General features: G+C 35.6%; 16 protein-coding genes and 1 pseudogene. 8 read left to right on the top strand and 9 right to left on the bottom strand.

Annotation, left to right across the window (positions count from 1 at the left end; genetic code table 11):
- The first annotated feature begins 326 nt into the window (after nucleotides 1–326).
- A complete protein-coding gene (locus tag ONI09_RS06795; RefSeq protein WP_264705507.1) occupies nucleotides 327–1,064 on the top strand; it encodes a type I glutamate--ammonia ligase in 738 nt (245 codons plus the stop codon).
- Nucleotides 1,065–1,067: 3 nt separating this feature from the next.
- Here the strand turns inward: ONI09_RS06795 and ONI09_RS06790 are convergent.
- A pseudogene (locus ONI09_RS06790) lies at nucleotides 1,068–1,830 on the bottom strand (hypothetical protein).
- A gap of 175 nt (nucleotides 1,831–2,005) precedes the next feature.
- On the opposite strand from ONI09_RS06790, the gene ONI09_RS06785 reads away from it, so the two are divergent.
- From ONI09_RS06785 to ubiA, 5 genes are all read left to right on the top strand, one after another.
- On the top strand, nucleotides 2,006–5,071 hold the full coding sequence (locus tag ONI09_RS06785; protein WP_265014039.1) for an efflux RND transporter permease subunit: 3,066 nt from the start codon (nucleotides 2,006–2,008) through the stop codon (nucleotides 5,069–5,071).
- Nucleotides 5,072–5,159: 88 nt separating this feature from the next.
- Nucleotides 5,160–6,722: a transcription termination factor NusA gene (gene nusA / locus ONI09_RS06780; RefSeq protein WP_265014038.1), complete on the top strand. Its 1,563-nt coding sequence runs from the start codon at nucleotides 5,160–5,162 to the stop codon at nucleotides 6,720–6,722.
- A gap of 9 nt (nucleotides 6,723–6,731) precedes the next feature.
- Nucleotides 6,732–9,056 (top strand): translation initiation factor IF-2, encoded by a 2,325-nt coding sequence (gene infB / locus ONI09_RS06775; RefSeq protein ID WP_265014037.1) that lies wholly within the window; start codon nucleotides 6,732–6,734, stop codon nucleotides 9,054–9,056.
- 9 nt (nucleotides 9,057–9,065) lie between these two features.
- A complete protein-coding gene (locus ONI09_RS06770) occupies nucleotides 9,066–9,464 on the top strand; it encodes a ribosome-binding factor A (protein WP_038249615.1) in 399 nt (132 codons plus the stop codon).
- 3 nt (nucleotides 9,465–9,467) lie between these two features.
- On the top strand, nucleotides 9,468–10,325 hold the full coding sequence (gene ubiA, locus ONI09_RS06765) for a 4-hydroxybenzoate octaprenyltransferase (RefSeq protein ID WP_265014036.1): 858 nt from the start codon (nucleotides 9,468–9,470) through the stop codon (nucleotides 10,323–10,325).
- A gap of 629 nt (nucleotides 10,326–10,954) precedes the next feature.
- On the opposite strand, the gene ONI09_RS06760 is transcribed toward ubiA, so the two are convergent.
- The 4 genes from ONI09_RS06760 to ONI09_RS06745 all read right to left on the bottom strand — a co-directional run bounded on the left by ONI09_RS06760 (nucleotide 10,955) and on the right by ONI09_RS06745 (nucleotide 13,960).
- A complete protein-coding gene (locus ONI09_RS06760) occupies nucleotides 10,955–11,155 on the bottom strand; it encodes a hypothetical protein (protein WP_265014035.1) in 201 nt (66 codons plus the stop codon).
- Nucleotides 11,156–11,160: 5 nt separating this feature from the next.
- The gene (locus tag ONI09_RS06755) at nucleotides 11,161–12,639 is read right to left on the bottom strand and encodes a UbiD family decarboxylase (RefSeq protein ID WP_265014034.1); all 1,479 of its coding nucleotides are present in this window, start codon (nucleotides 12,637–12,639) and stop codon (nucleotides 11,161–11,163) included.
- Between the two features lie 87 nt (nucleotides 12,640–12,726).
- Nucleotides 12,727–13,797, bottom strand: coding sequence for a Fic family protein (locus tag ONI09_RS06750; protein ID WP_265014033.1), 1,071 nt, complete (start codon nucleotides 13,795–13,797; stop codon nucleotides 12,727–12,729).
- 10 nt (nucleotides 13,798–13,807) lie between these two features.
- The gene (locus ONI09_RS06745) at nucleotides 13,808–13,960 is read right to left on the bottom strand and encodes a hypothetical protein (protein WP_265014032.1); all 153 of its coding nucleotides are present in this window, start codon (nucleotides 13,958–13,960) and stop codon (nucleotides 13,808–13,810) included.
- Between the two features lie 333 nt (nucleotides 13,961–14,293).
- Between ONI09_RS06745 and ONI09_RS06740 the strand changes: the two genes are divergently transcribed.
- Entirely contained in the window at nucleotides 14,294–15,052 is a 759-nt protein-coding gene (locus ONI09_RS06740; protein WP_265014031.1) for a DsbA family protein, read from the top strand.
- 190 nt (nucleotides 15,053–15,242) lie between these two features.
- Nucleotides 15,243–15,839, top strand: a complete 597-nt coding sequence (locus ONI09_RS06735; RefSeq protein ID WP_265014030.1) for a TIGR02217 family protein — start codon at nucleotides 15,243–15,245, stop codon at nucleotides 15,837–15,839.
- A gap of 130 nt (nucleotides 15,840–15,969) precedes the next feature.
- Here the strand turns inward: ONI09_RS06735 and ONI09_RS06730 are convergent, their stop codons facing one another.
- The 4 genes from ONI09_RS06730 to purE form a co-directional block, all read right to left on the bottom strand.
- Nucleotides 15,970–16,758 carry a GTPase Era family protein gene (locus ONI09_RS06730; protein ID WP_265014029.1) on the bottom strand — a complete coding sequence of 263 codons (789 nt, stop codon included), beginning with the start codon at nucleotides 16,756–16,758 and terminating at the stop codon, nucleotides 15,970–15,972.
- A gap of 244 nt (nucleotides 16,759–17,002) precedes the next feature.
- Entirely contained in the window at nucleotides 17,003–19,666 is a 2,664-nt protein-coding gene (locus ONI09_RS06725; RefSeq protein ID WP_265014028.1) for a 2-oxoglutarate dehydrogenase E1 component, read from the bottom strand.
- Nucleotides 19,667–20,558: 892 nt separating this feature from the next.
- Nucleotides 20,559–22,385 carry a DNA mismatch repair endonuclease MutL gene (gene mutL, locus ONI09_RS06720; protein ID WP_265014027.1) on the bottom strand — a complete coding sequence of 609 codons (1,827 nt, stop codon included), beginning with the start codon at nucleotides 22,383–22,385 and terminating at the stop codon, nucleotides 20,559–20,561.
- Between the two features lie 7 nt (nucleotides 22,386–22,392).
- Entirely contained in the window at nucleotides 22,393–22,884 is a 492-nt protein-coding gene (gene purE / locus ONI09_RS06715) for a 5-(carboxyamino)imidazole ribonucleotide mutase (RefSeq protein ID WP_265014026.1), read from the bottom strand.
- Nucleotides 22,885–23,115 lie beyond the last annotated feature (231 nt).

The raw sequence follows: 23,115 nt of genomic DNA, 5'->3' as shown, positions 1-23,115 counted from the left end.
ATACCACACCAAGAAAAAAGCAATAATTAGAAAAATACAAGATAATCAATAGCTTACTGCAAAATGAAAAGCTAATACTACTTAATACATACTAAAAATTATGGTGATTTTTTGATGGGTTGTAAAGGGTATAAAAACATTAAAATTGATCATTTTTATTTCAAAAAAATGAAAAATTTGTAAATGTCGCTTGTATCGAGGATTAGAAGCATGCTATTAAAAACAGTAATACATTATGTATAAATAAGATGTTAAATTTACTGGCAAATAAGTAAAGTATTCATATAAATATAGCTAACCTAATATAGATTTACTGAAGCAAATTTATGATTATATTAAGTAATTTGAGTTGTTATGCTGTATTCGGTATTGAACTAGAGTTTTACATTGAAGGAATAGAAAAAGAATACTTATTTCTGAATAGCATCAAAAATAAAATAGCATCTCTTGAATTTTCTTGCGAGAAGGAGAATTCTACACATCAGTATGAGATAAAAAGTGGTTGTTACACGAACTTCGACAATTTAATTAAGCATTTTGAGTTAGCAAAACAATTACTTACTGAAACAGCACAAAAACTAGGTGGAAACGTTTCTTTTAAAGCAAAGCCCTATTTGGATAGAGCAGGCAGTGCATTAAATGTGCATGTTAATCTCGTGAACTCAAATAACGATAACTTATTTTATATCAATGAGCAAAAGTATAGTGATTATTTGATTCATAGTATTGGTGGATTATGCACAATGATGAAAAAACATATGTTGTTTTTTGCTCCAAATGATGATTCATATTTAAGATTTCAGTACCCGGATATCCACACTCCAACTACGATTAGTTGGGGAGTAAATAACAGAACTGCTGCGATCAGAATTCCCTATTTTGGCAACGATTTCAAAAGATGCCGCCTGGAGCACCGCGTTCCCGGAGCAGACTGTAATCTTGAAAAAGTACTTACAGCAATAATTGAAGGTATAGTTTTTGGTATAGAGAACAAAATTGCTCCGCCAAATAGAGTGTATGGCATTGCATCTGATTCTCAATATAAGATGGAGAGTTTGATATAGCAACTACCCCTCAAACCCTAACCCGTTAAACGGCCGTTGAATAATTGGCTGTTTTAGCACTTTCGTCACATTATCATTTACATTCCCGTACTGTAATAGCAAGTCTGCAACAGATAGTTTTTGCGTACTTTTAGACTTAGGCCCTATTATTGGGAAGGTTGCTTGGTGGCTGCTCAGGAAGTGGATTACCAGATACATCCATGTGTTCAGGAAGAGATTTCATCTGATTCTTTATAGAGCTAGAGCTATTTTGTGTAAGAGTTTTATCATCTGGCATGCCAAGAATAATTTTCTCAGGCACTACCATAGTTTTTGTATAATCAACAGGATTACTATTTTCAGCATCTATAGTCACATGAATTGGTTCGCCAAACGCATTTATAGGGCCACCAAGTGATCCTTTCTCCATGCGTTCTTGTGCTCTTTTCCTTATTATTTCTTCTTCGAACTCAGTTTCAGTTCTTTCTGGTTCTTTTGCGGATATTTCTGTATCTTTTTCTTCACCTTCATCAACACTGCTATACCCTTCATCTTCTGAAACTTTATCTCCTGAAACACCAGTAATTTCAGCAGGCTGTTCTTTTTTAGTTCTTATTTTATGAATCAATGAAAGTAATGTGTAAGTAACTACAGCAGCAGCAACGATAATGGCTATCTTTGCAGCAATGTGAATTGCTGTTAAAAATATTAAAGCTGATAAAGCTCCAGCTAACCCAGATGTAATAACTTTATTCTTGCCTTTTGTTACATTTAAAATTGCCACCATAATAACCTCTCAAATACTGTTCTAGAGTTGTTATACAGGAATTTTCTTATACTTGCAATTTTGCGAAAATTTTAATTATTTGCATAAAGTTTTAAAGCTACACAAGGATTAATTAATATGCAATGTATCTCGACTATAATATTGTACAAACACACATATTCAGCTAACATTCAACATGCAGAGCTTACTCATAGAGCGAAACAGGGCGGTGGTATTATTACTTATAGTAATTTTTATCTTCGGTTCATACGTTTATGTAAAAATGCCAAGGGAAAGCAATCCTGATATACAGATTCCTATAATCAGCGTGTTTGTTGGACTTCCTGGGATTTCTGCTCAAGATAGTGAAAAGCTATTAGTGCTTCCTATAGAAAATGAACTAAGATCCATCGAAGGTGTAAGAGAATTGAGAGCTTTTGCAACTAATGATGGTGCTCACATGATACTCGAATTTGGAACAGAGTATGATAATAAAGAAGTGCTCGATAATGTCCGTTCAAAGCTTTCAAACATAAAATCGAAGTTACCTGTTGAAGCGGAATCTCCAATAATAAATGAAATAAACTTGAGTCTATTTCCCATATTAAATGTTGGCTTAATTGGTAATCTGCCAGAAAGAGCCTTAACTGAAATAGCACGCAAGTTAAAGAAAGAAATAGAATCTCTGCCAAATGTTCTCAAAGTTGAAGTAGCAGGTATTCGTGAAGAAACAGTGGAAGCTATAATTGAGCCCACAGTTCTAACAAAATATAACATTCAATCAAACGAAATATTCCAAGCCATATCAAGCAATAATAGACTAGTGGGAGCTGGGTCACTGGCCGGTAAATATTCGATTAAAATATCAGGGTTATTAAAAGATATAGAAGATATTATGAATATTCCTATTAGATCTCAAGGCGATGCAGTTTTGAGAATCAAAGATATAGCAAAAGTATACCCTAGGTTTGAGGATCACCAAGGATTTGCTCGCATTAATGGATTACCTAGTGTCATGCTAGAAATTTCAAAACGTAACGGAAAAAACATAATAGACACAGTAAATCAAGTAAAATACTTAATGGATAAGGCAAAAGATCAATTACCTGAAAATTTAAAAGTGGTGTACTTAAACGACCAGTCAAAAAACGTCCGCGATGTGCTTGATGACTTGGAAAACGGCATAATATTTGCTGTGTTGTTAATATTGATCATAATGATGCTTTCTATGGGAACAAGGATTGCTATTCTTGTGGCACTCTCGATACCCGGTTCCTTTCTCATTGGGATAATAGCTCTTTACTTTATGGGTATAACCTTAAATATCGTTGTGCTCTTCAGTTTAATTATGGCTGTTGGCATGCTGGTTGATGATGCAATTGTGATCAGCGAATATGCCGATAGAAAGATGATCTGCGGAATGGATAAAGTAGAAGCTTTTTACACTTCAGTTCGTGATATGTTTTATCCGGTTCTATCATCAACGTTAACTAAATTAGCAGTGTTTTTTCCTCTATTATTCTGGCCTGATACTGTTGGTAAATTCATGCAGTACATACCAATTACAATAATTCTAACTTTGACTGGATCGCTCATTATGGCTTTGGTTTTTATACCAACACTTGGTGCAATATTTGGTAAGCCTTCGATAACTTCAAAAAAAGAAATAAAAAAAATGAGTGCTATAGAAAGTGGTGAAATAAAAAATGCTGGGCCTATAATAAGAGCTTACGTACGCATGCTAGAGAAGGTTTTGGATCATCCTAAAAAATTCGTATGTGCTACTGTATTCGTTTTGTTTTCATTTAGTGTGCTGTACTTTACTTTTGGTCCTGGAGTAAAGTTTTTTCCGAAAGTGGATTCAGATAATATTTTAATCAGTGTTAAAGCAAAAGAAAGCTTATCAGCCAAAGAACGAGATCTGATACTCAAAGAAGTGGAAGAACGCATTTTGAGCATTGAAAAAGAAATTCATGTTTCTTATGCTAGATCAGGAGCATTTTCAGACAACGTTATCGCCAGAATACAACTAGAACTTATGGATTGGCGCTTCAGGCGCAAAGCTAAGCACATACTAAATGATATAAGGAGCAGTGTGCAAGACATGAAAGGAATAATAATTAATGTTCAAGAGGAAAAGCCAGGACCGTCGGCTGACAAGCCAATACAAATTAACCTCAGCGGGAGTGTATCCAGTTTGAATTTAGCAGCAGAGAAAATTCTAGAAATTATGAACCAACCTTCATCCGGGTTTATAAATATTCAAGATAGCAGATCAGCACCTGAAATAGAGTGGAATATGAGTGTTGATAAGAGTAAGGCTACAAGCTCTGAAGTAAGTGTTGCAACCATTGGCGATTTTATAAAGATGGTTACAAATGGAGTGTTGATTGGAAAATATAGACCAAATAACACGGATGAAGAAATCGATATTGTACTCCGTTTCCCTGGAAAGGATCGCAACATGAAGACTATAGACAATCTTTTTATCAATACAGTTAATGGCCCGTATCCTATGAGCAATATAGTAAAATATGCTCCCGAAAAAAAGGTAAACAAACTAAACAGGATTGATGGATTACGCATAGTGACAATCTCTGCTGACGTTGATACTGGCTATCTTGTTGATGAAAGAGTAAAGTTCATTCAGAATTCTATTGCCCAGGATTGGGACAAGGGAGTAAAAATTGATTTTAAAGGCGACAAAGAAGATCAACAAAAATCAGGAGCATTTTTGTTAAAGGCTTTTATATTAGCGATTACACTAATGATATTGGTATTAGTGACACAGTTTAATAATGTATACCATACATTTATCGTAATGACAGCAGTGTTTTTATCCACAACATGTGTGTTTTTTGTTTTCTTTCTTATCCAACAAGTTTTCGTAGTTGTTATGTGTGGAGTGGGGATAATTGCTTTGGCGGGAATTATAGTGAATAATAACATACTATTACTTGATGCCTTTCATCACCAAATTAAGGTACACAAAAATGACATCAAGCGATGTGTAATAAACGCTGCAATTTCTCGCGTTAGGCCAATATTGCTTACCGTTGCAACCACAGTTCTTGGTTTAATACCGATGATTACCAGGTTAAATATCAATTTTTTTACGCTACAAATCACATATGATGCTCCATCAAGCCAGTGGTGGGTTGACATTTCAACAACCATAGCAAGTGGAATATTGGTTGCAACGGTTTTAACTTTATTCTTTACTCCTGCGTTGCTTGTTATACAAAGACATGAAAAAACTTGACTTAAATTAGCAATCATTTAACATTTAAGATAGTGTTCTTTGCCCGTTGGAGCTATAATTATAACTAATTACATTGGATTTATTTATTATGATTGCTGATCGTAAAAGCAGTGTTAAGCAGAAAAGTAACAAGAATAACATAGTTGGAAGCCTTGATGTAATAAAAACAGCAGGAGAGCTTTCACTTCAAAAAGGTTTAGATTTTGATGTTGTAATAAAGGCACTAGAAAGTGCTATAGAAGCAGTGGCTTATCAAAAATATGGTAGCAAAAGTAAAATTGTAGTTAATATAGATAGAAACACAGGCAAAGTTACTTCATATAGAAAACTAAAAGTTATTGATGATGAATCAAATGAAAAAGAGAATACTGAGTGTGAATCAATTACGCTTACACAAGCTAAATTAATAAAAGGAGATGCAAAAGTTGGAGATACTGTTAGTGAATTGCTCTCTCTTAACACTGATCTTGCTTCAGCAAGAATTGCCCAGCAAAAGATTGCTCAAGTAATTAAAGATGAAGAGTCAAAAAAGCAATATGAGGAGTTTAAAGATAAAGTGGGAGAAATAAGGTATGGTATTGTTAAACAAGTAGAATATTCAGATCTTATTATAGACATAAATGGCACTAGGGCATATCTTCCATTGCGAAATTTAACTGGTGGTGAATCATTTCGTGAAGGCGATAAGGTTAAAGCTTACATACAGACTGTTAAGCGCTCTGATGATGGACGTCAAATTATTCTTTCTAGGACTCATGAAGGCTTTTTGGAGGCATTATTAAATCAAGAAATACCAGAAATTGCTAACGGATTAGTGACAATTAAAGGTATAGCTAGAGATGCTGGTTCAAGGTCTAAGGTTGCCGTTTTCTCTCCCGACAAGAACATTGATCCAGTAGGTGCTTGTGTTGGAGTTAAGGGAGATAGAATAAAAACTATTATACACGAATTAAATGGTGAAAAAATTGACGTTATAAATTACTTCTCAGATTTGGGTCAATTTGTTATTAAAGCCATTACTCCTGCAGAAGTATCGAAGGTTATTATTGATGAAAATGAAAATTGCATAGAGTTAATAGTTGCTGAAGATCAATTGAGTTTAGCGATAGGAAAAAAGGGCCAGAATGTAAGATTAGCTTCAGAGCTTGTTGGATGGAAAATTGAGATATTAAGCACTCAGCAAGAATCAGAAAGGCGAAGTAAAGAACTTAGTCAATGTTCAGCTTTATTTGCTGAAGCTTTAAACTTAGAAGAGATTATGGGTCAGCTATTGGTAACAGAAGGTTTTTCAAGTGTAGAAGACATATCTAGCGCTTCAATTAAAGAGCTTGCTTCAATAGAGGGCTTTAATGAAGATATTGCAAACGAACTTCACAATAGAGCAAATAAGTACCTGAAAGCAGAAAATGATAGAAAAATAGAAGAGCTAAAAAGTCTAGGTATGGAAGATGATGTAATCAATTTAACTTTATCAATAGACAATAAAATTGCTCTTAGTAAACATGATATTAAGACTTTAGAGGACATAGCAGATTTATCAAGTTATGAGTTTTGCAGCATACTCTCTTCCTCATCAGATAGCAAAGAAGATCTAAAAGATACAGTAGATTCAATAATCATAGAAGCACGTAAAAAGCTTGGATTAATATAATAAAATAATATGAATAATGAAGATATCAGTGATAAAAAACTAACGCTCCAAGGTTTAAGCAAGCTTAAATTAGACCTCAATTTAAACTCTTCAACTAGCCCAAGTACTGGAGCTACAATAGTAAAAAAAAGAAGAAAAAAATCTCATGATGCAGAAGAACATAATTTATTTGACGAGAGTAAATTAGGTTCTTTAACAGAGAAAGAACAAATTTTCCGCATTAATGCTGTGCAGAATGCTGCTTTGCTGAAAGAAAAAAATCAGAGAGAAGAAAAAGAGAAAACAGCAAAAGAAGACAGCAATAAAGAGATTGACGAGAAAAATGAAGCGGACACTTTATCTAAAGAAATAAATAAGCAAGTTTTAAGTGATACTCACTTAGTTGAACTAAAAGAAGATAATATTGACTATGAGGGCGACGATAAAAAGTCTTCTAAAGTCAACAAAGATATATATTCTAAGCATTCTAAACTGGTAATTGCACAGGCAATAGATGAAAAAACTGAACAACCCCCTGTATTTAAGCAAAGGTTTGGTATAAGAGGTAGAAAGTCAAAGTTTACTAAGGGTAAAAATATATCAAGAGAAGTTATTATACCAGACAAAATAACTATCAGGGAGTTATCTATTCGCATGGCAGAAGATAGCAAGAGTGTGCTAAAAATGTTCAAAGAAGAAGTCGGTGAGAGTTATAGAGTAGATGATCTGGTGGATCCAGATATAGCATGTGAAATAGTGGAAAAATTTAATCATATGGCTAAACGAGTGAGCGATACCAACAGAGAAAAAGATTTATTTTTTATAGAAGGCAGAGAAAACCTGCCTAAAAAACCTAAACCACCAATCGTCACTTTTATGGGACACGTCGATCATGGTAAAACCTCATTGCTCGATGCATTTCGTGAATCTAATGTTGCAGAAAGAGAGTCAGGTGGCATAACTCAACACATAGGTGCTTATCAAATAACGACAAAAGATAAGCAAAAAATTACCTTTATTGATACACCAGGACATGAAGCGTTCACTGCGATGCGTGCACGTGGTGCCAATATTACTAATATAGTTGTAATAGTAGTTGCAGCTGACGATGGAATCATGAAACAAACAGTTGAAGCAATAAATCATGCAAAAGCAGCAAATGTTTCCATTATAGTTGCTATTAATAAAATTGATAAATCTGAGCCTGGTGATGTAGAAAAAATAATTAATAGTTTGCCTCAATATGATCTCATCCCTGAAGGGCTTGGTGGTGATGTTATGATTGTGCCAGTATCAGCAAAAAAGAAAACTAATTTAGATAAACTAGAAGAGACGATTTTGTTAATCGCTGAATTAATGAAGCTAGAAGCAATAGAAGATTGTCGAGCACTTGGATGGGTAATAGAATCCAAAATAGATAAAGCGAAAGGAATATCAGCCACATTGATAGTTGAGGAAGGAACGTTAAAGGTTGGTGATATATTGGTAGTTGGTACAACATACAGCAAAGTACGTAGTATGGTTAATCACCTCGGTCAAAGAGAAAAAGCAGCACTACCCTCCGCTCCAATTGAAATTACTGGTCTAAATGGTGTGCCAAATGCTGGAGATAAATTTGTTGTTACAAATTCTGAAAAGCAGGCGCGTGAAATTGTTGAATACAGGCTAGAGTTAATCAAGAAAAAGAAAGAAGATTTGGGCGACAATAATTTAGATATATTCAGTCGTAATAACAGCGAAACAGAAGAACTATCTGTAGTTTTAAAGTGCGATGTAACTGGTTCTATTGAAGCAATATCAAGTTCAATTGATAAACTCGGTAAAGACCAAGTGAAATTAAATATCCTACACAAAGCAGTAGGAGGGATAACAGATTCAGATGTGCTGCTTGCAGAAGCATCAAGTGCAGTAATTTTAGCTTTTAATGTAAAAGTGGATTCAAAAATAAGGGACTTGGCAAAACAAAAAGGTGTAGAAATACATACTTATAACATAATATACGAGCTCATTGACGACATGAGAATGTATTTAACTAAAATGTTAAAGCCTGTTACACGAGAGGTTCGTGTTGGCTTTGCATCTGTGAGGCAAATATTTAATGTATCTAAAGCTGGTAATATCATTGGATGTTATGTAAGTGATGGAGTCATAAAAAAAGATTCTTTAATTAAGGTAGTGCGTGGTGGCAAATTGGTGCATGAAGGAAAGTTAAAAGCACTACGTAGATTTAAAGATGATGTTAAAGAAGTAGGTGTAAACTTTGAATGCGGAGTATCACTAGAGGGTAATGTCGATATTAAAGTTGGAGATATTTTGGAAGCTTATCAATTAGTGCAAGAAGAAAGGGTGTTATAGTAGCTGGATATGAAAAAGGAAATTAGAAACCTAAAGATAGCATCGGTATTGCATAGAGCAATATCAAGAATTCTAATGGAAGGTAAGGTGTTCAATAAAAATGTAGCGGTATCTGACGTAAAATTAAGTAAAGATTTGAAAAAAGCAGATGTATATATTGTGTTATCTTCATTGAATATTCAAGTAGCTGACTACTTAGATCCAGAAAAAAGACGCACTGGAGATCCTTCTGAGAATAATTGTGATATTAATACTGTTGTTAATGAAATGAACCAATCTGCATGGTCAATACGTAAATCTATATTGTGTTATGTTGATTTGCGATTTATACCTGAACTAGTTTTCAAGCCTGACTTAGCGTTCGATAATTTTGTTAATGTAAGCAAAATATTACATAATCACACTTAATTAATGCATTTCAATCGTTACTTTTCATTAATGAGGTTGCACAGTTTAACGGGTTTGTGGCTTGTGCTATTTCCCAGTTTGAGCGGTATTCTTTTAACCTCAACTTCTCTATCGTATCAGGTTCTTTTTCTCCTTGTTTTGTTTACTATAGGTGCATTTTTAATGAGACCCGCAGGGTGCATAATCAATGATATCTTCGATAGAAAAATAGATGCGCACGTTGAACGAACAAAATATAGGCCACTTGCAAGTGGTGCATTAAACATAAAGCAGGCTTTAGCTTTACTTTCACTGCTACTGTCTATTGCCCTGGTAATCTTATTATTAACTAATAAAACTACACTTATACTTGGAATAATCTCAATGTGTATGATAGCTACTTACCCTTTATTAAAGCGGTATGTTTGGTGGCCACAATTGTTCTTAGGGTTTACCTTCAATATGGGATCGCTCATGGGCTCAGCAGCAATAACAAACCAGATCAGTATAGAATCCTTGCTGTTTTATATAGGATGCGTCTTTTGGACACTTAGCTATGACACCATATACGCCCATCAAGATAAAAAAGATGATGAAAAACTCGGGATGAAATCTACCGCATTATATTTTGGTGATACAACAAAATCTTGGTTGAAAAGATTTTATTTAATATCTCTTATGACGTGGCTATATGCTGGTATCTTATCATCATTAAATAACATTTTTTATATTGCTCTACTTGCTGTAGGGTTCATATTTCACCGCCAGTACAAAAATTTCAATCCTGACGATCCCAGTCAATGCATGCCCATATTTAAAAATAATTCCTACGTAGGGTTGCTGCTCTTTTTCGGCATTCTTTTAGATAGAATTATCACCTAGGTCTCAAGAGTTTCGGCTCTAATGAAATCAATAGACTCAGGTAGCCCGCAGAAACAAAAAAACTTGCTTGACAAACTCCGCCAGTCCTCTTATCATGATAGTGAAGCTATTTATTTATCTTCTCTGTACAGATTAAATGACAAAAAAACTCACGTATCTGGCGTCTCGTGTTTAATTTTTTGCACTATGTGCACCTTACGTCTTATAAAATTTCTACCTACATAAGCTGAAACGCGCTTATAAAGCGTTTAAAACATAAAAAAACGCCAACTTAAAAAATGGATAGTGAATAACTAGCTACCCTAGGGTTTCTTTTGCCTTTTTTTCTGTTTAGTAAATTTCTTAACGTTTATAATTTAGATTAGTTGCGGTTTAAAAGTAGCTGAATCGCGGTTATTAAGTGTTTAGAATAAAAAAACGCCATACTTGAAAGTATAATGTAAGTAATTAGCCAACCACGGGGCTTCTTTTGCCTTTTTCTCCACTTGGTAAATTTCTTAATGTTTATACGGAAGGTGTCATTCCAGCGCGTGACGCTGGAATCCCAAAAAAAGGATGATGTCATCCGAGTAGCTGACACTGGGATCCAGTTTTCCATATAATCTCATCGAAAACGTTGTAACCACTTTCTATGCTAGTTTGCTTGTGAGCAACCTGGATCCCAGTGTCTGGGCACTGGGATGACAGGGGAAGGAGGCTACTTTCATGACACCATCATAAAGTGAACCAGTGTCAGCTACTCGGATGACAAGAAGAGGGCACTGTGACGCACAATTATCAGTTAATGCGGCATTATAAAAAACGCCAAACTTTTTTCTGCTTTTATGCAAGAAGTCTAGTCCATATATTCCTCCCACTTCTCCGCGACTTTCCTTACTATTTCCTCACTCATCTCAATTTTCTTTCCCCACTCTCGTTTGGTTTCAGGCGGGATTTTATTTGTCGCATCAAATCCCATTTTACCTCCAAGTCCACTTTCAGGGGAAGCAAAGTCTAAATAATCAATAGGTACACTTTCTATCATAATTGTGTCACGCACAGGGTCCATCCTTGTTGACATTGCCCACATCACTTCCTTCCAATCACGTATATTTATATCATCATCAACAACGATAATAAACTTCGTGTATAAAAACTGCTTTAGAAAAGAAAGTATGCCCATAACAATTCTTTTTGCCTGCCCTGGATAGGATTTTTTTATCGACACTATCGCTATTCTATATGAGCAACCTTCCGGTGGCAGATAAAAGTCCACTATCTCTGGAAATTGATTGATAAGAATGGGCACAAAAATTTCATTGAGTGCTTCACCAAGAATCGATGGTTCATCAGGTGGCTTGCCAGTGAAAGTGCTAAGATATATCGGGTTTTTACGCATAGTAATTGCAGTAATATTAAATTCTGGAAATTGCTCAACAGAATTATAGTAGCCAGTGTGGTCTCCATATGGTCCCTCATCTTGATATCTATCCAAACTCACATAGCCTTCCAGAACGATTTCCGCGTGAGCTGGCACTTGAAGTGGAATAGTCTTACAATTTACCAGCTCAAGCGGCTTCTTTCGCAGTAGTCCAGCAAATTGGTATTCTGACAATGTTTCTGGCACTGGAGTTACCGCAGCAATAATCGTTGCAGGATCACTACCGATCACAGCAGCAGCAGGAAATTTCATATTTCTGCCTTCTTCCCTCCAACGCTTATGGTGAGTTGCGCCACCCCTGTGTGCAAGCCAACGCATTAGTGTTGTTTTTTTATCTATAACCTGCATACGATATATTCCAAGATTAAAATTATCTTGCTTTTCTTTCGTGGGTCCTTTCGTTACCACAATTGGCCAGGTGATAAGTGGTGCAGGTTCATTTGGCCAGCATGTTTGAATGGGCAGTAGACTTAGGTCCACTTCATCTCCGGTTAGCACTACCTCTTGACATGGAGCCTTGCTCACTATTTTACTTCGCATCGATAACACAACTTTCAACAAAGGAAACATTTTTATAGCATCCTTAAAGTTTTTTGGCGGCTCAGGTGATTGCAAAAATGCTAAAAGTTTACCAAGATCTCTTAGCTCACCAGGATTTATGTTCAGTCCCAAGGCAATTCTTTCAATAGTACCGAATAAATTCACTAAAACTGGAATCGAATTTTTGCCGTTTTCTGTGACAACATTTTCAAAGATGATAGCTGGTCCTTTGTTTGACAAAACTCTGCGGTGAATTTCTGTCATTTCAAGAACTGTTGAAACTTCCTCCTTAATCCTAATCAGATCTTTTTTTTCTTCTAAGGCTTTGATGAAGTCGCGTAAGTTGTTGTACATATTCCAGTTTTTAAAATTTTAAGTTTATATCTAGTTTTCAAGCACTTTATTGAAATTTGATCTATGCACTGTCTAGCGAGCTTTCAGTTAATTTGAGATCAAATCTTCATATTGCTTACTAAGTTTGTATTTCCTTCCTCTATTGGAAAAATCTACAATCTTGATAAACCCCATTTCCACCCACTTTTTACAAAGTTGCGCACTGGTACGAGGCTTAAAATTAAATAGTTCGCCAACCTGACTAGCTGTAATAGCGGAAAACTCCTGGAAGAGCTCAAGAGCTTTGCGTTGTTTAGGATCAAGCTTACGTATAAGATCAGTCTGATCAGTGTGGTATTCTTCTTCATTTATACGTTGTAAAACGTTCTCAAATGAATTTGCCATACCTTCTACGAAATACTCCACCCACTTAGTGATATCTGCTTCAGCTCGCCCCATGTAATAATTGTGCGATGTTATTGCTTCATAATAAGCCCCTAGATTTTTAGCATAATATTCTTCCAATGAGTACAGTCCTTTTAGGTCATATCCACCAAGGTGTAAAATTAATGTAGTCAGCAATCTTGCAGTACGATCATTACCGTCATAGTAAGGGTGAATTGTTACAAATTGATAATGAGCAATACCTGCAATAACTGGGCAAGGCACTTGCTCACTGCCACGAATCCAATCAATCATACTGCTCATGAGCTTTGGTACATCCTTTGCTTCAGGTGGCATATAAATTATCGCACGTGTACGGCTATCACGAATAACGTTTTGACCATCACGATAAGGGGTTGGTTTTACTTTAGGTTTTCCACTTGCCATTACTAGAGCATGCAGTGTTTGAATAGCCTTCTCAGTAATAGGTATTCCTCTTGCTGCCCATTGTTCAACTTGGGTTAAAGCTGCATAATATCCTTTAACCTCATTTTCATCTCTCCTATATTTTGGAAAGTGGCTTTTACCACTTAAAACCTCTTCAATCTGTTTAGGCTCAAGTCGATTTCCTTCAATCATAGTAGAATAGTGTGTGGTATAAAGCCGTGCAGTTTCACGAAGAGACAAAAGCATTGATACAGTGAGCGGCAAATGTAACACTTTTTCTTTTGCTGCTTCAATCCTTATAAGACAACTAGCAATTTTAGAAGTAATCGTATAATTCGGCATCGGCATAATATCTGCATTACATTACTTCTATATTATGCTGATAAAATGCAGATAATACAACATTTACACGATGCCGACCATAAACAGCAATAAATTCGGCTGATTGAGAAAGAAGTTTGTCTTGTAGAATAGCTATTCCTTTTTCTCTGCCAATTATTGGTTCACTCATATGTTTATTCCGCGGAGTTTGTTGAAATTATACACAGCGGAATAAAATTATCAACTTTGTTTTACCGCCGTATTTACAGCGTGGCGGTAAAAGATAGAGCATCTCATAATTGGCTATTCTGGAGGTAGTTTTGTCACTTGCATCACCAAGTCTTCTGATGAACTTTGTGGTAATGTGCTTGAGTTTTATTGTGTAAAGTTTGCATTTGAGGCAAAACCAGCTATAAAATACACTTGATATAAATGTTTTTATATATTAACATTAGATGCTTCTTTTAATATACAGATAAATGTGTACTAAAAGTTTTATGTTGTAGGTTTTTAAATAAATTGTATGTCTAGAATATCGTTTTTATTAATTTTAATAATAGCAATAGCAAGCTTGCCGATAATAAACAATTGGCTTTCAAATCGCAGCCAAATGCTAAGCGATGATTATATAGGTGAGAAATTAGATAATTATATAAGCAGAAATTTTGATAAGATCGTAAGAACTCTCAAAGAGGAGTCGATTAAAAGTAGTTATGCTGCTCGAGATAATGTAACCAAAAGTAAAATTTCACAATACAAGGATCAAATATTTGACCTTACTTATCCTTACTCCGGAAATGAAAATAGTAGTGTTATAGCTGTAGGCTTCCTTGACTATTCTTGTGGACATTGCAAAGCTACAAAGAATGATATAAAGCAGTTAATTAACGACGGCAAAATTAAGTATATCTTTAGGGATGCTCCAATACTTGGTAACGCTTCTTTAAAGGCAGCAAAAAGTGCTTTAGCTGTCTATTTTCTCGATAAAGAAAAATATTTCGATTTTCACCATGCTGCTTTAAGTCATAAAGGAGAATTTTCAGACGAAAGCATATTGGATATAGTGAAAAACATAGGGATTGATGAGGACGATTTTAATGATTCCATAAAAGATAACGCGGACAAAATTGAGCAAATGATAAACAACAGTAGGCTTCTAGTAAGAGATTTGGGAGTAGGTGGTGCACCTTTTTTAATAATTGGAGATAGCCTGTTTGTAGGAGCAACTGATTTGAATGTATTACGCAAAAAAGTAGATGAATTAAGTCACAAGCAAGGCTAGTTACAGTTTGCCATAAAATTTTATTTTTTTGCTTGACAACTCAAATGAACCTGAGTATAGTAACTGTGGGTGTGACAGCAGTTTAACTCAGTAGTCTCATCCACTTTCCATGGCGTCATTTACTATGTGAAACGCTTTCAAATTACAACATTTCCTTCAACCAAACTATTTTACTTTCACAGGAGGGTATATGCCATTCACAGAAATTAGATTTCCAGAAAATATATCTTATGGTTCCACTGGAGGACCGGAATTTTCCACTGACGTTGTAACAACTCACAATGGTTGTGAACAGCGCAACATCAATTGGTCTCATGCACGCACTAGATACAACATAGCTTACGGGGTCAGATCAAACGAGCAGCTACTAGAACTAATAACATTTTTTCATGCACGAAAAGGTAAAGCAATAGGGTTTCGTTTTAAGGATTGGTCGGATTTTATAGCCATTAATCAAGAGATTGGTATAGGAGATAACAAAAAAACGACTTTTCAGCTAATCAAAACTTATGTAAGTGGGGAAGATAAGCATATACGTATGATCAAAAAGCCAGTACATGGGACAGTAAAGATTTATTTAAATGGTAAAGAAGAGAGTGAATATTCAGTAAATTATTCAACTGGAGAAATAACATTTATGAAGCCACCAGTAAAAGATGTGATAATCACTGCGAGCTTTGAATTTGATGTGCCCGTGCGCTTTGATACAGATTACTTAAATGCTTCTATTGATGACTATGGAAGCAATAGCTGGAATAATATCCCCTTGGTGGAAGTGAAATTTTAGTTATAAGCGAGCATAGATCCACATCATAGTAGGGCTACTAGTCACCATCAATTGAAAAAATTAAGCACCACTGAGGCTCTATATTTAAATGAGCCTTAGTATATGCAATTATTTTAAACTTTATCACCAGCTATATACTACAATGTTGCTGAGCTTTGCTAACATTTACACTTGAAGCTTGGGGAGATTCTAACTCAGTGCTTTTTTCTTCCTGCAAAATAGAAAGCTTCAACAACTCCTTTAGAGTTGATTTTGCAAGTGTTGTATCATCTTTGTTTAAGATGTAGTCTAGCATGTTGTTTTTCTGTAAGCGATTAACAAAATATCTATCTTCCTCATTAAGAACCTCTATCTTGTTAATACAAGATAATACTAAATCCGAATTCTTTGTTGCTAAAATTCCATTCAAAAAGATATCTAATTTTGTTTTATCTTCAGTTAAGTCTTCAGCTAACCTATTTCTGATATTCTCATTGTCAAACACAATGTACTCGAGGTACGAGGAAGGCTCAATAAGTATAAAGTCCTCTAAAGGTACTAGTTCTAAACAGTTGTCAGCATAAGCAAATATTCCACACTCAGTAATACGCCCTCTTCTTCTCACAACACAGCACTTGGGAAGACTATGATACATTGATAACAAAGAAAAAAGACGTATTATACTTGTACCTCTATCTTTCATTTCCTCGAAAAGCTTCCTATCATTTATTAATTTGTGCAAAATGTAATCCATAGCAGGACCTGGTTTGCGGAAATGAAACATATTATTCTCTTCAAAAATGGCCTCAGCTAATTCGATAGATTCTTTATCCTCATCTACAAAAGCTTTTTCATTTCTATTTAACTGTATGATCTCAGCTTTGCTATCTCTGCGTAGACCAGTTCTCCTTATTAACATCTCAAATATTTTTGTATTCATATATATCCTATATTAATTAAAGTAAATATTAATAATGTTTACTTTTTAAATAAAAATAAATGAAAATTTTAATAAAAATTAATTTTTTTTTAATAGAATAAAAATCTTTTATATTTGCTTGAGTACCAAAAGGGCTTTATTGGTGTAATGCGTTTTCTATTGCGCCTGGCTGCAGTGCCCAGCGTCAAGATCTGATGAACAATGTTCGCTTGCCAGCTTTCGCTTCAATATTTGCACAATTGTGCTAGATCCCCTGCATAACCTGCTTTAAAATCTCCTCCTGCTGCTGAGTGTGAACACTAATATAACCACATGCAGGAGATGCAGCAGCAGGTCTTGCGATACACTTAGGTCTTTTTGCTTGAATATTGAGATTGGACAACACTTCTTCTATCAATGGGTTGACAAAAAACCACCCTCCCATATTTTTTGGTTCTTCTTGACACCATATAATTTCAGCGCTTTTGTATTTTTCAAGTTCAATACTTAGTTTATCGGCAGGAAATGGATAGAATTGCTCCAAACGTATTACTGCTATATCGTTTATTTTTTGTGCTTCACATACTTCAATTATGTCGTAATAAACTTTACCGCTGCATATTACAACTTTACGTATTTTATCATTCGAAACTAAACCTGTTCTACATTCTGGGATTACCGTGAGGAATTTTCCTTCAAAGTCAGATAGGTTAGAAACTGCTCTTTTGTGACGCAGTAGCGATTTTGGTGTAAACACTACCAGAGGCTTACGAAAGTCTCTATGGATTTGTCTGCGTAAGACATGGAAGTAATTTGCCGGAGTGGAACAATTAACTACCTGCATATTATCTTCTGCGCAGAGTTGCAAAAATCTCTCTATACGCGCGGAGCTATGCTCAGGTCCCTGTCCTTCATAACCATGAGGCAGCAACAAAACTAGACCGCTTGATCGCAACCACTTTGTTTCTGCAGATGCGATAAACTGGTCGATCATAATTTGTGCACCATTTGCAAAATCACCAAATTGTCCTTCCCAGAGCACCAGTGAATATGGGGAATCAAGGCTATATCCATATTCAAAGCCCATTACAGCATACTCTGATAAAGCGCTATCTATGACCTCAAAGTGAGCTTGCTTTTCATTTATATTGTTTAGCGGAATAAACGCTTCTTCTGTTACCTGATCAACAAGCCTTGAATGACGGTGCGAGAAAGTTCCACGACCAGAGTCTTGTCCTGATAAACGCACTCCTATTCCTTCTGTGAGCAGTGATGCAAACGCAAGACTTTCGGCAGTTGCCCAGTCTATATTACTACCGGAATTTATGCTGTCTATTCTGCCATCAAGTATTTTTCTAACCTTATTGTTAATGTTAAAGCTACTTGGGATGTTGCTATTTATATGTACACCTAATTTTTTCAACTCATCTGGCGGAACACCAGAATCTGTATAGTATTCGCTCAAATCGTTCAACCTTGCCTTTCTTAATTTTGACCATACTCCACAAAACCAGTCAGCTTTTTTTGGAGTATAAGCCGCTGATTCAGCAAGACTTTTATCCAATCTTGCCCTGAACTCACTGCGCAATTTATTTACCTCATCACCACTTAATACTTTCTCTGCGATCAACTTCTCTTCATACAGTGTTCCTGGAGTTTTATGCTTTGATATTACCTTATACATGAGTGGCTGAGTGAAATTCGGTTCATCACCTTCATTATGGCCATATTTGCGGTAACATATTATGTCAATCACTACGTCCTTTTTAAATTTCTGCCTATATTCCATCGCCAGACTTGTAGCAAAACTCACAGCTTCTGGGTTATCTCCATTAACGTGAAACACTGGAGCTTCTATTGATTTTGCTACATCAGTACAGTAAAAAGAGGATCGCGCACAACACGGATTAGCAGTAAAACCAACTTGGTTATTAATAACAATGTGCACAATGCCATCTACCTTATAACCTTCAATATTGCTTAAGGTTAGAGTTTCAGCAACCACTCCTTGGCCGATGAAAGCCGCATCACCATGAATTGATATGCCAAGCACAGATCTTATATTCTGTTTTGCTCTTATTCTTCCAGCCAAAACCGGATTTACCGCTTCAAGGTGAGATGGATTAGGGCATAAACTTAAATGTATTTTCTTACCACCGGCAAGTGTTTGATCAGAAGAGTAACCAAGGTGATATTTAACATCACCGGACACCTCAAGACCACCTGGATATGGAAGATTTCCTTGAAATTCAGATAGCATTGCCGCATATTCTTTCCCCATAACTTTGGTTAGAATATTGAGTCGTCCGCGGTGAGCCATGCCAAGAACTATTTCTTCAATACTAAAAGCTGCAGAATCACTAATGATTCTCTCAATTGCAACGATAGCTGATTCCCCACCTTCGATAGAAAAACGTTTATATCCAGGAAATTTCATATGGAGAAATTGCTCGAACATCTCAGATTCAATTAAGTGCCTCAGTATTTCCTTTTTATCTTGTGAACTCAGCGTATAGGTTTGATTTTCGATCTTTTCCTGCAGCCACATCCTCTCCTCATAAGAGGAGATATGCATAAATTCAAAACCGATGTTCTTGCAGTAAATATCTCTATAGATTCCAGCGTCACTTGCCGGATATAGATTCGAATATTTCTGATAATCTACTTCCTTATTCACATTGGGTGATAACGGATTAAGATCCGCAAAAAAATGACCGTAAGATCTGAAAAAATTTGCTAAACCAGAAACTGAATCATCCACCTTAGTTACATGTTGTGCATCGCAGGTCTCCGCTTTATTAACTTCTAAATTGCTTGAAAAAATTCTATACCAATCCTCCCCGATTGATTTATCACCCTGCAAATAACGGCTATACATTTCTTCCACAAATTCTCCATTATCACCATAAAGGCAGCTTAAACTCGACATAATCACTATAAAAAGTATCAAATACTTATAAGTATAACTTAAGTTTTTTAAAAAAGAACTTTTTTAGTTTCTATACGTCATACCGCCGCGGTATCTCTTAACATAGATCCCGCTAACACGTAGCGGGATGACGATTGTCAGGGTGTCATTCCAGTGCGTGACGCTGGAATCCAGTTTTTATTTGCAGCCTACTTGACTCGAAGCTAAGTTTTCTGGATCCAAATAGTCAAGGCACTGGGATGACAAAAAAAGGAGCACTGGAATGACAAAGCTATAGGTTGCAAGCGAGACGTCATACCGCCGCGGCGCTAACAAGAGATCCCGCTAACACGTAGCGGGATGACGGTTGTCGTTTAGCTATAAACATTAAGAAATTTACTAAGCGAAAAAAAAGGCAAAAGAAGCCCCGTGGTGGTTGGCTATTTACCATGTACTAAAATATCGGCGTTTTTTTTATTCTAAAACGCTTGATTAAGAGCGATTTAGCTGCTTTTAACTTGCAACTAACCTACACCGCAAGTGTTTAAGAAATTTACCAAGCAGGAAAAAAGGCAAAGAAACCCTAGGGTAGCTAGTATTCAAATTCTCCCTTGTCAATTTGACGTTTTTTGCTGTCTTAAACGCTTTGTAAGCGCGTTTCGGCTTATGTAGGTAAAAACCCAGAAATTTTTAAAGACATGCGATGCACGTAGTGCGAAAAATTAAACATGAGACGCCAAATACCCTAAGTTTTTTGTCATTAACCTGCACAGATTGCGAAGATAAATAAATAGCCTCACTTCCATGATAAGGGCGCTGGCGGAGGATGTCAAGGAAGTTTTTTCGTTTAATCCGTTTCTATGAGCTACTTGGATGACGAGGAAAGAGCACTTACATATTTATGGCAACCTCATTACCTACGCTCAAAAAGTTTTTCAATATCACTGAGTTTCATTTCTATATAAGTTGGTCTTCCGTGGTTGCATTGCCCGGAATATGGGGTTTTTTCCATTTGTCTCAGCAGCTCATTCATTTCATCTAACCTCATTTTTCTACCCGCTCTAATTGATCCATGACAAGCGATAGTGGCCAATATTTTGTTCACTTTATCTTCTACTGGCAATGTATCTTCTATTTCCGTTAATCTATCAATTATGTTAATTAGCATCTCTTTCACATCTATTGTGCCCAAGATTGCAGGGATTTCTTTTACTATCACTTTATTCTCTGATTTGATTTCAATATCAAAACCCATTTCAAATAACTTATCTTTATAGATTTCAATCATCTCCATTCCAGCCTGATCTTTAATTTCAACCGTTTCAGGAAGAAGCAGTTTTTGTCTTTTTATACTTGATTTTTGTTTTAAGCATTCATATACTAGTCTTTCATGGGCTGCATGCTGATCGACTATAATCAATTTGTCCCTTACCTCTGCAATAATATAAGTATTATAGACCTGACAGCGTGCAAACCCGAGCGGGTGGCTCTCTATCAAATCAACTTGCTCTAACACCTTTTTTTCCAGAACCATAGTCTCCGCTTGTGATGGAAATTTCTGTATGCCGGTATAATCAAACGATTTTGACTGTTCTGATAAGCCTTTTGCTTTTTCATTTGGAGAAGCAAATTCTTTTATTAGTTGATTTTTAAAAGGACTTGGTCTTTTTTCATAAAATTCTTTTTGAACATTAGGTTTATCAAAAGGATCCGGCAATGTTGAATCCATTTTCTGGTCATGCGCTGGAAAAGTGCCTATCCTTCTTGACAATGCTTTAATTAATCCTCTTGTCATTATCTCATATATGAGCTTCTTATTCTGAAACCTTACTTCTGACTTATTTGGATGCACATTTACATCTACTTGATCATAAGGTATCTCTAAATGTAACGCTGCAAAAGGATACCTATCGCTTGGAATAAAATCATGATATGCATACCTAACTGCGCCAATAAGTAAATTATCTTTAATTGGCCTTCCATTAACAAACGTATAGATCTGAGTAGACTTACCACGATTGACGGTCGGCTTACAGATGTGTCCCGTAAGTTTAATGTCGTCTTCTTCTTCATTGATCTCCAAAGAATTGCCCTGAAATTCTTCTTCTACTTCACACAATCTATGAAATAACGAAGTCTGCTTAGCGTATTTTAAGAGCTTTTTATTACCTAAAGTGAGAGTAAACCCTATATGATAGTTAATCATTGCTAGGTTGTTTACAATATCAACAATGCTTTGAGTTTCTGCTCTTTCGGTTTTTAGAAATTTTAGTCTATTTGGGGTAGCGAAAAACAAATCTCGTACTTCAATATGTGTACCTTGTGATAAAGAGTAAGGAGTTTGCTCCCCTATTTTCTCTCCACCCTCATAACTTATAGACCATGCTTCATTTGCTTCTCTTGCCTTAGACGATAATTTTATCCTACTTACTGCTGCTATTGAAGGCAGAGCTTCTCCTCTAAAGCCAAGATGCTTGATTTCTATCAACTCATTGTCGCTCAATTTTGAAGTAGCATGGCGCATAAACGCAAGTTCTAAATCGTTTTTTTCTACTCCGTTACCATCATCTGTCACAATAATAAGGTTACGCCCACTACTTTCTATTTTAATCTCTATTTCTAAACTTCCAGCATCTATTGCATTTTCCACTAATTCCTTTACTACACTTGCTGGCCTTTCTATCACCTCCCCCGCTGCTATACGGTTTATGGTTTTTGTGTCTAAAAGAATTATTGCCATAGATTTATTATGAAACTGGTTTTTCTTTTACTTCTTTGGTCTGTTTCTCTCTCCACTTTTTTAACCTACCTGCAATTTCACTGTTGGAAATTGACAATATAGATACGGCAGTAATGGCAGCATTATATGCTCCATTTTCTCCTATAGACATGGTTGCAACTGGAACACCCTTTGGCATTTGAACTATAGAGAGTAGACTGTCCAGCCCATTTAATTGTTTACTATGCACAGGAACGCCGATAACTGGTAAACAAGTTAGTGACGCAACCATACCAGGTAAATGAGCTGCACCTCCTGCACCAGCTATAATAACCTTAAAACCTTCTTCTTGTGCAGATTTAGCAAAATTGAAGAGCCTTTCTGGTGTTCTATGTGCAGATATTATGAATATATCATGTGAAACTTCTAATGCTTTTAACATATCAACAGTATGGACCATAGTGGTGTAATCTGACTCACTTCCCATAATAACAGCAACATCTTTTTTTATTTTTGCCATATTCAACACAATTTTACTTACTAACTAAATAATGTTCCAGCTAAAAAGCAACAAATATTTAAATTATATTATAAATATAATATATAGAATTCTCGTTAAAATAGAAATTTTAAAAATTTAAATAAATATTTATATTAAGATATAGAGATATAAACTTCTTATGTAAGATAAATTTATAAAATAATTATTTTTGTATTTCAAGTTTTGTAATCTTAGCTTGTTCTTTCTATA

This window comes from Wolbachia endosymbiont of Drosophila pseudotakahashii, from assembly GCF_026015925.1.
GTDB classification, from domain to species: domain Bacteria; phylum Pseudomonadota; class Alphaproteobacteria; order Rickettsiales; family Anaplasmataceae; genus Wolbachia; species Wolbachia pipientis.
Note: the sequence above shows the minus strand (reverse complement) of the source record. Positions and strands in the feature narration are given on the sequence as shown.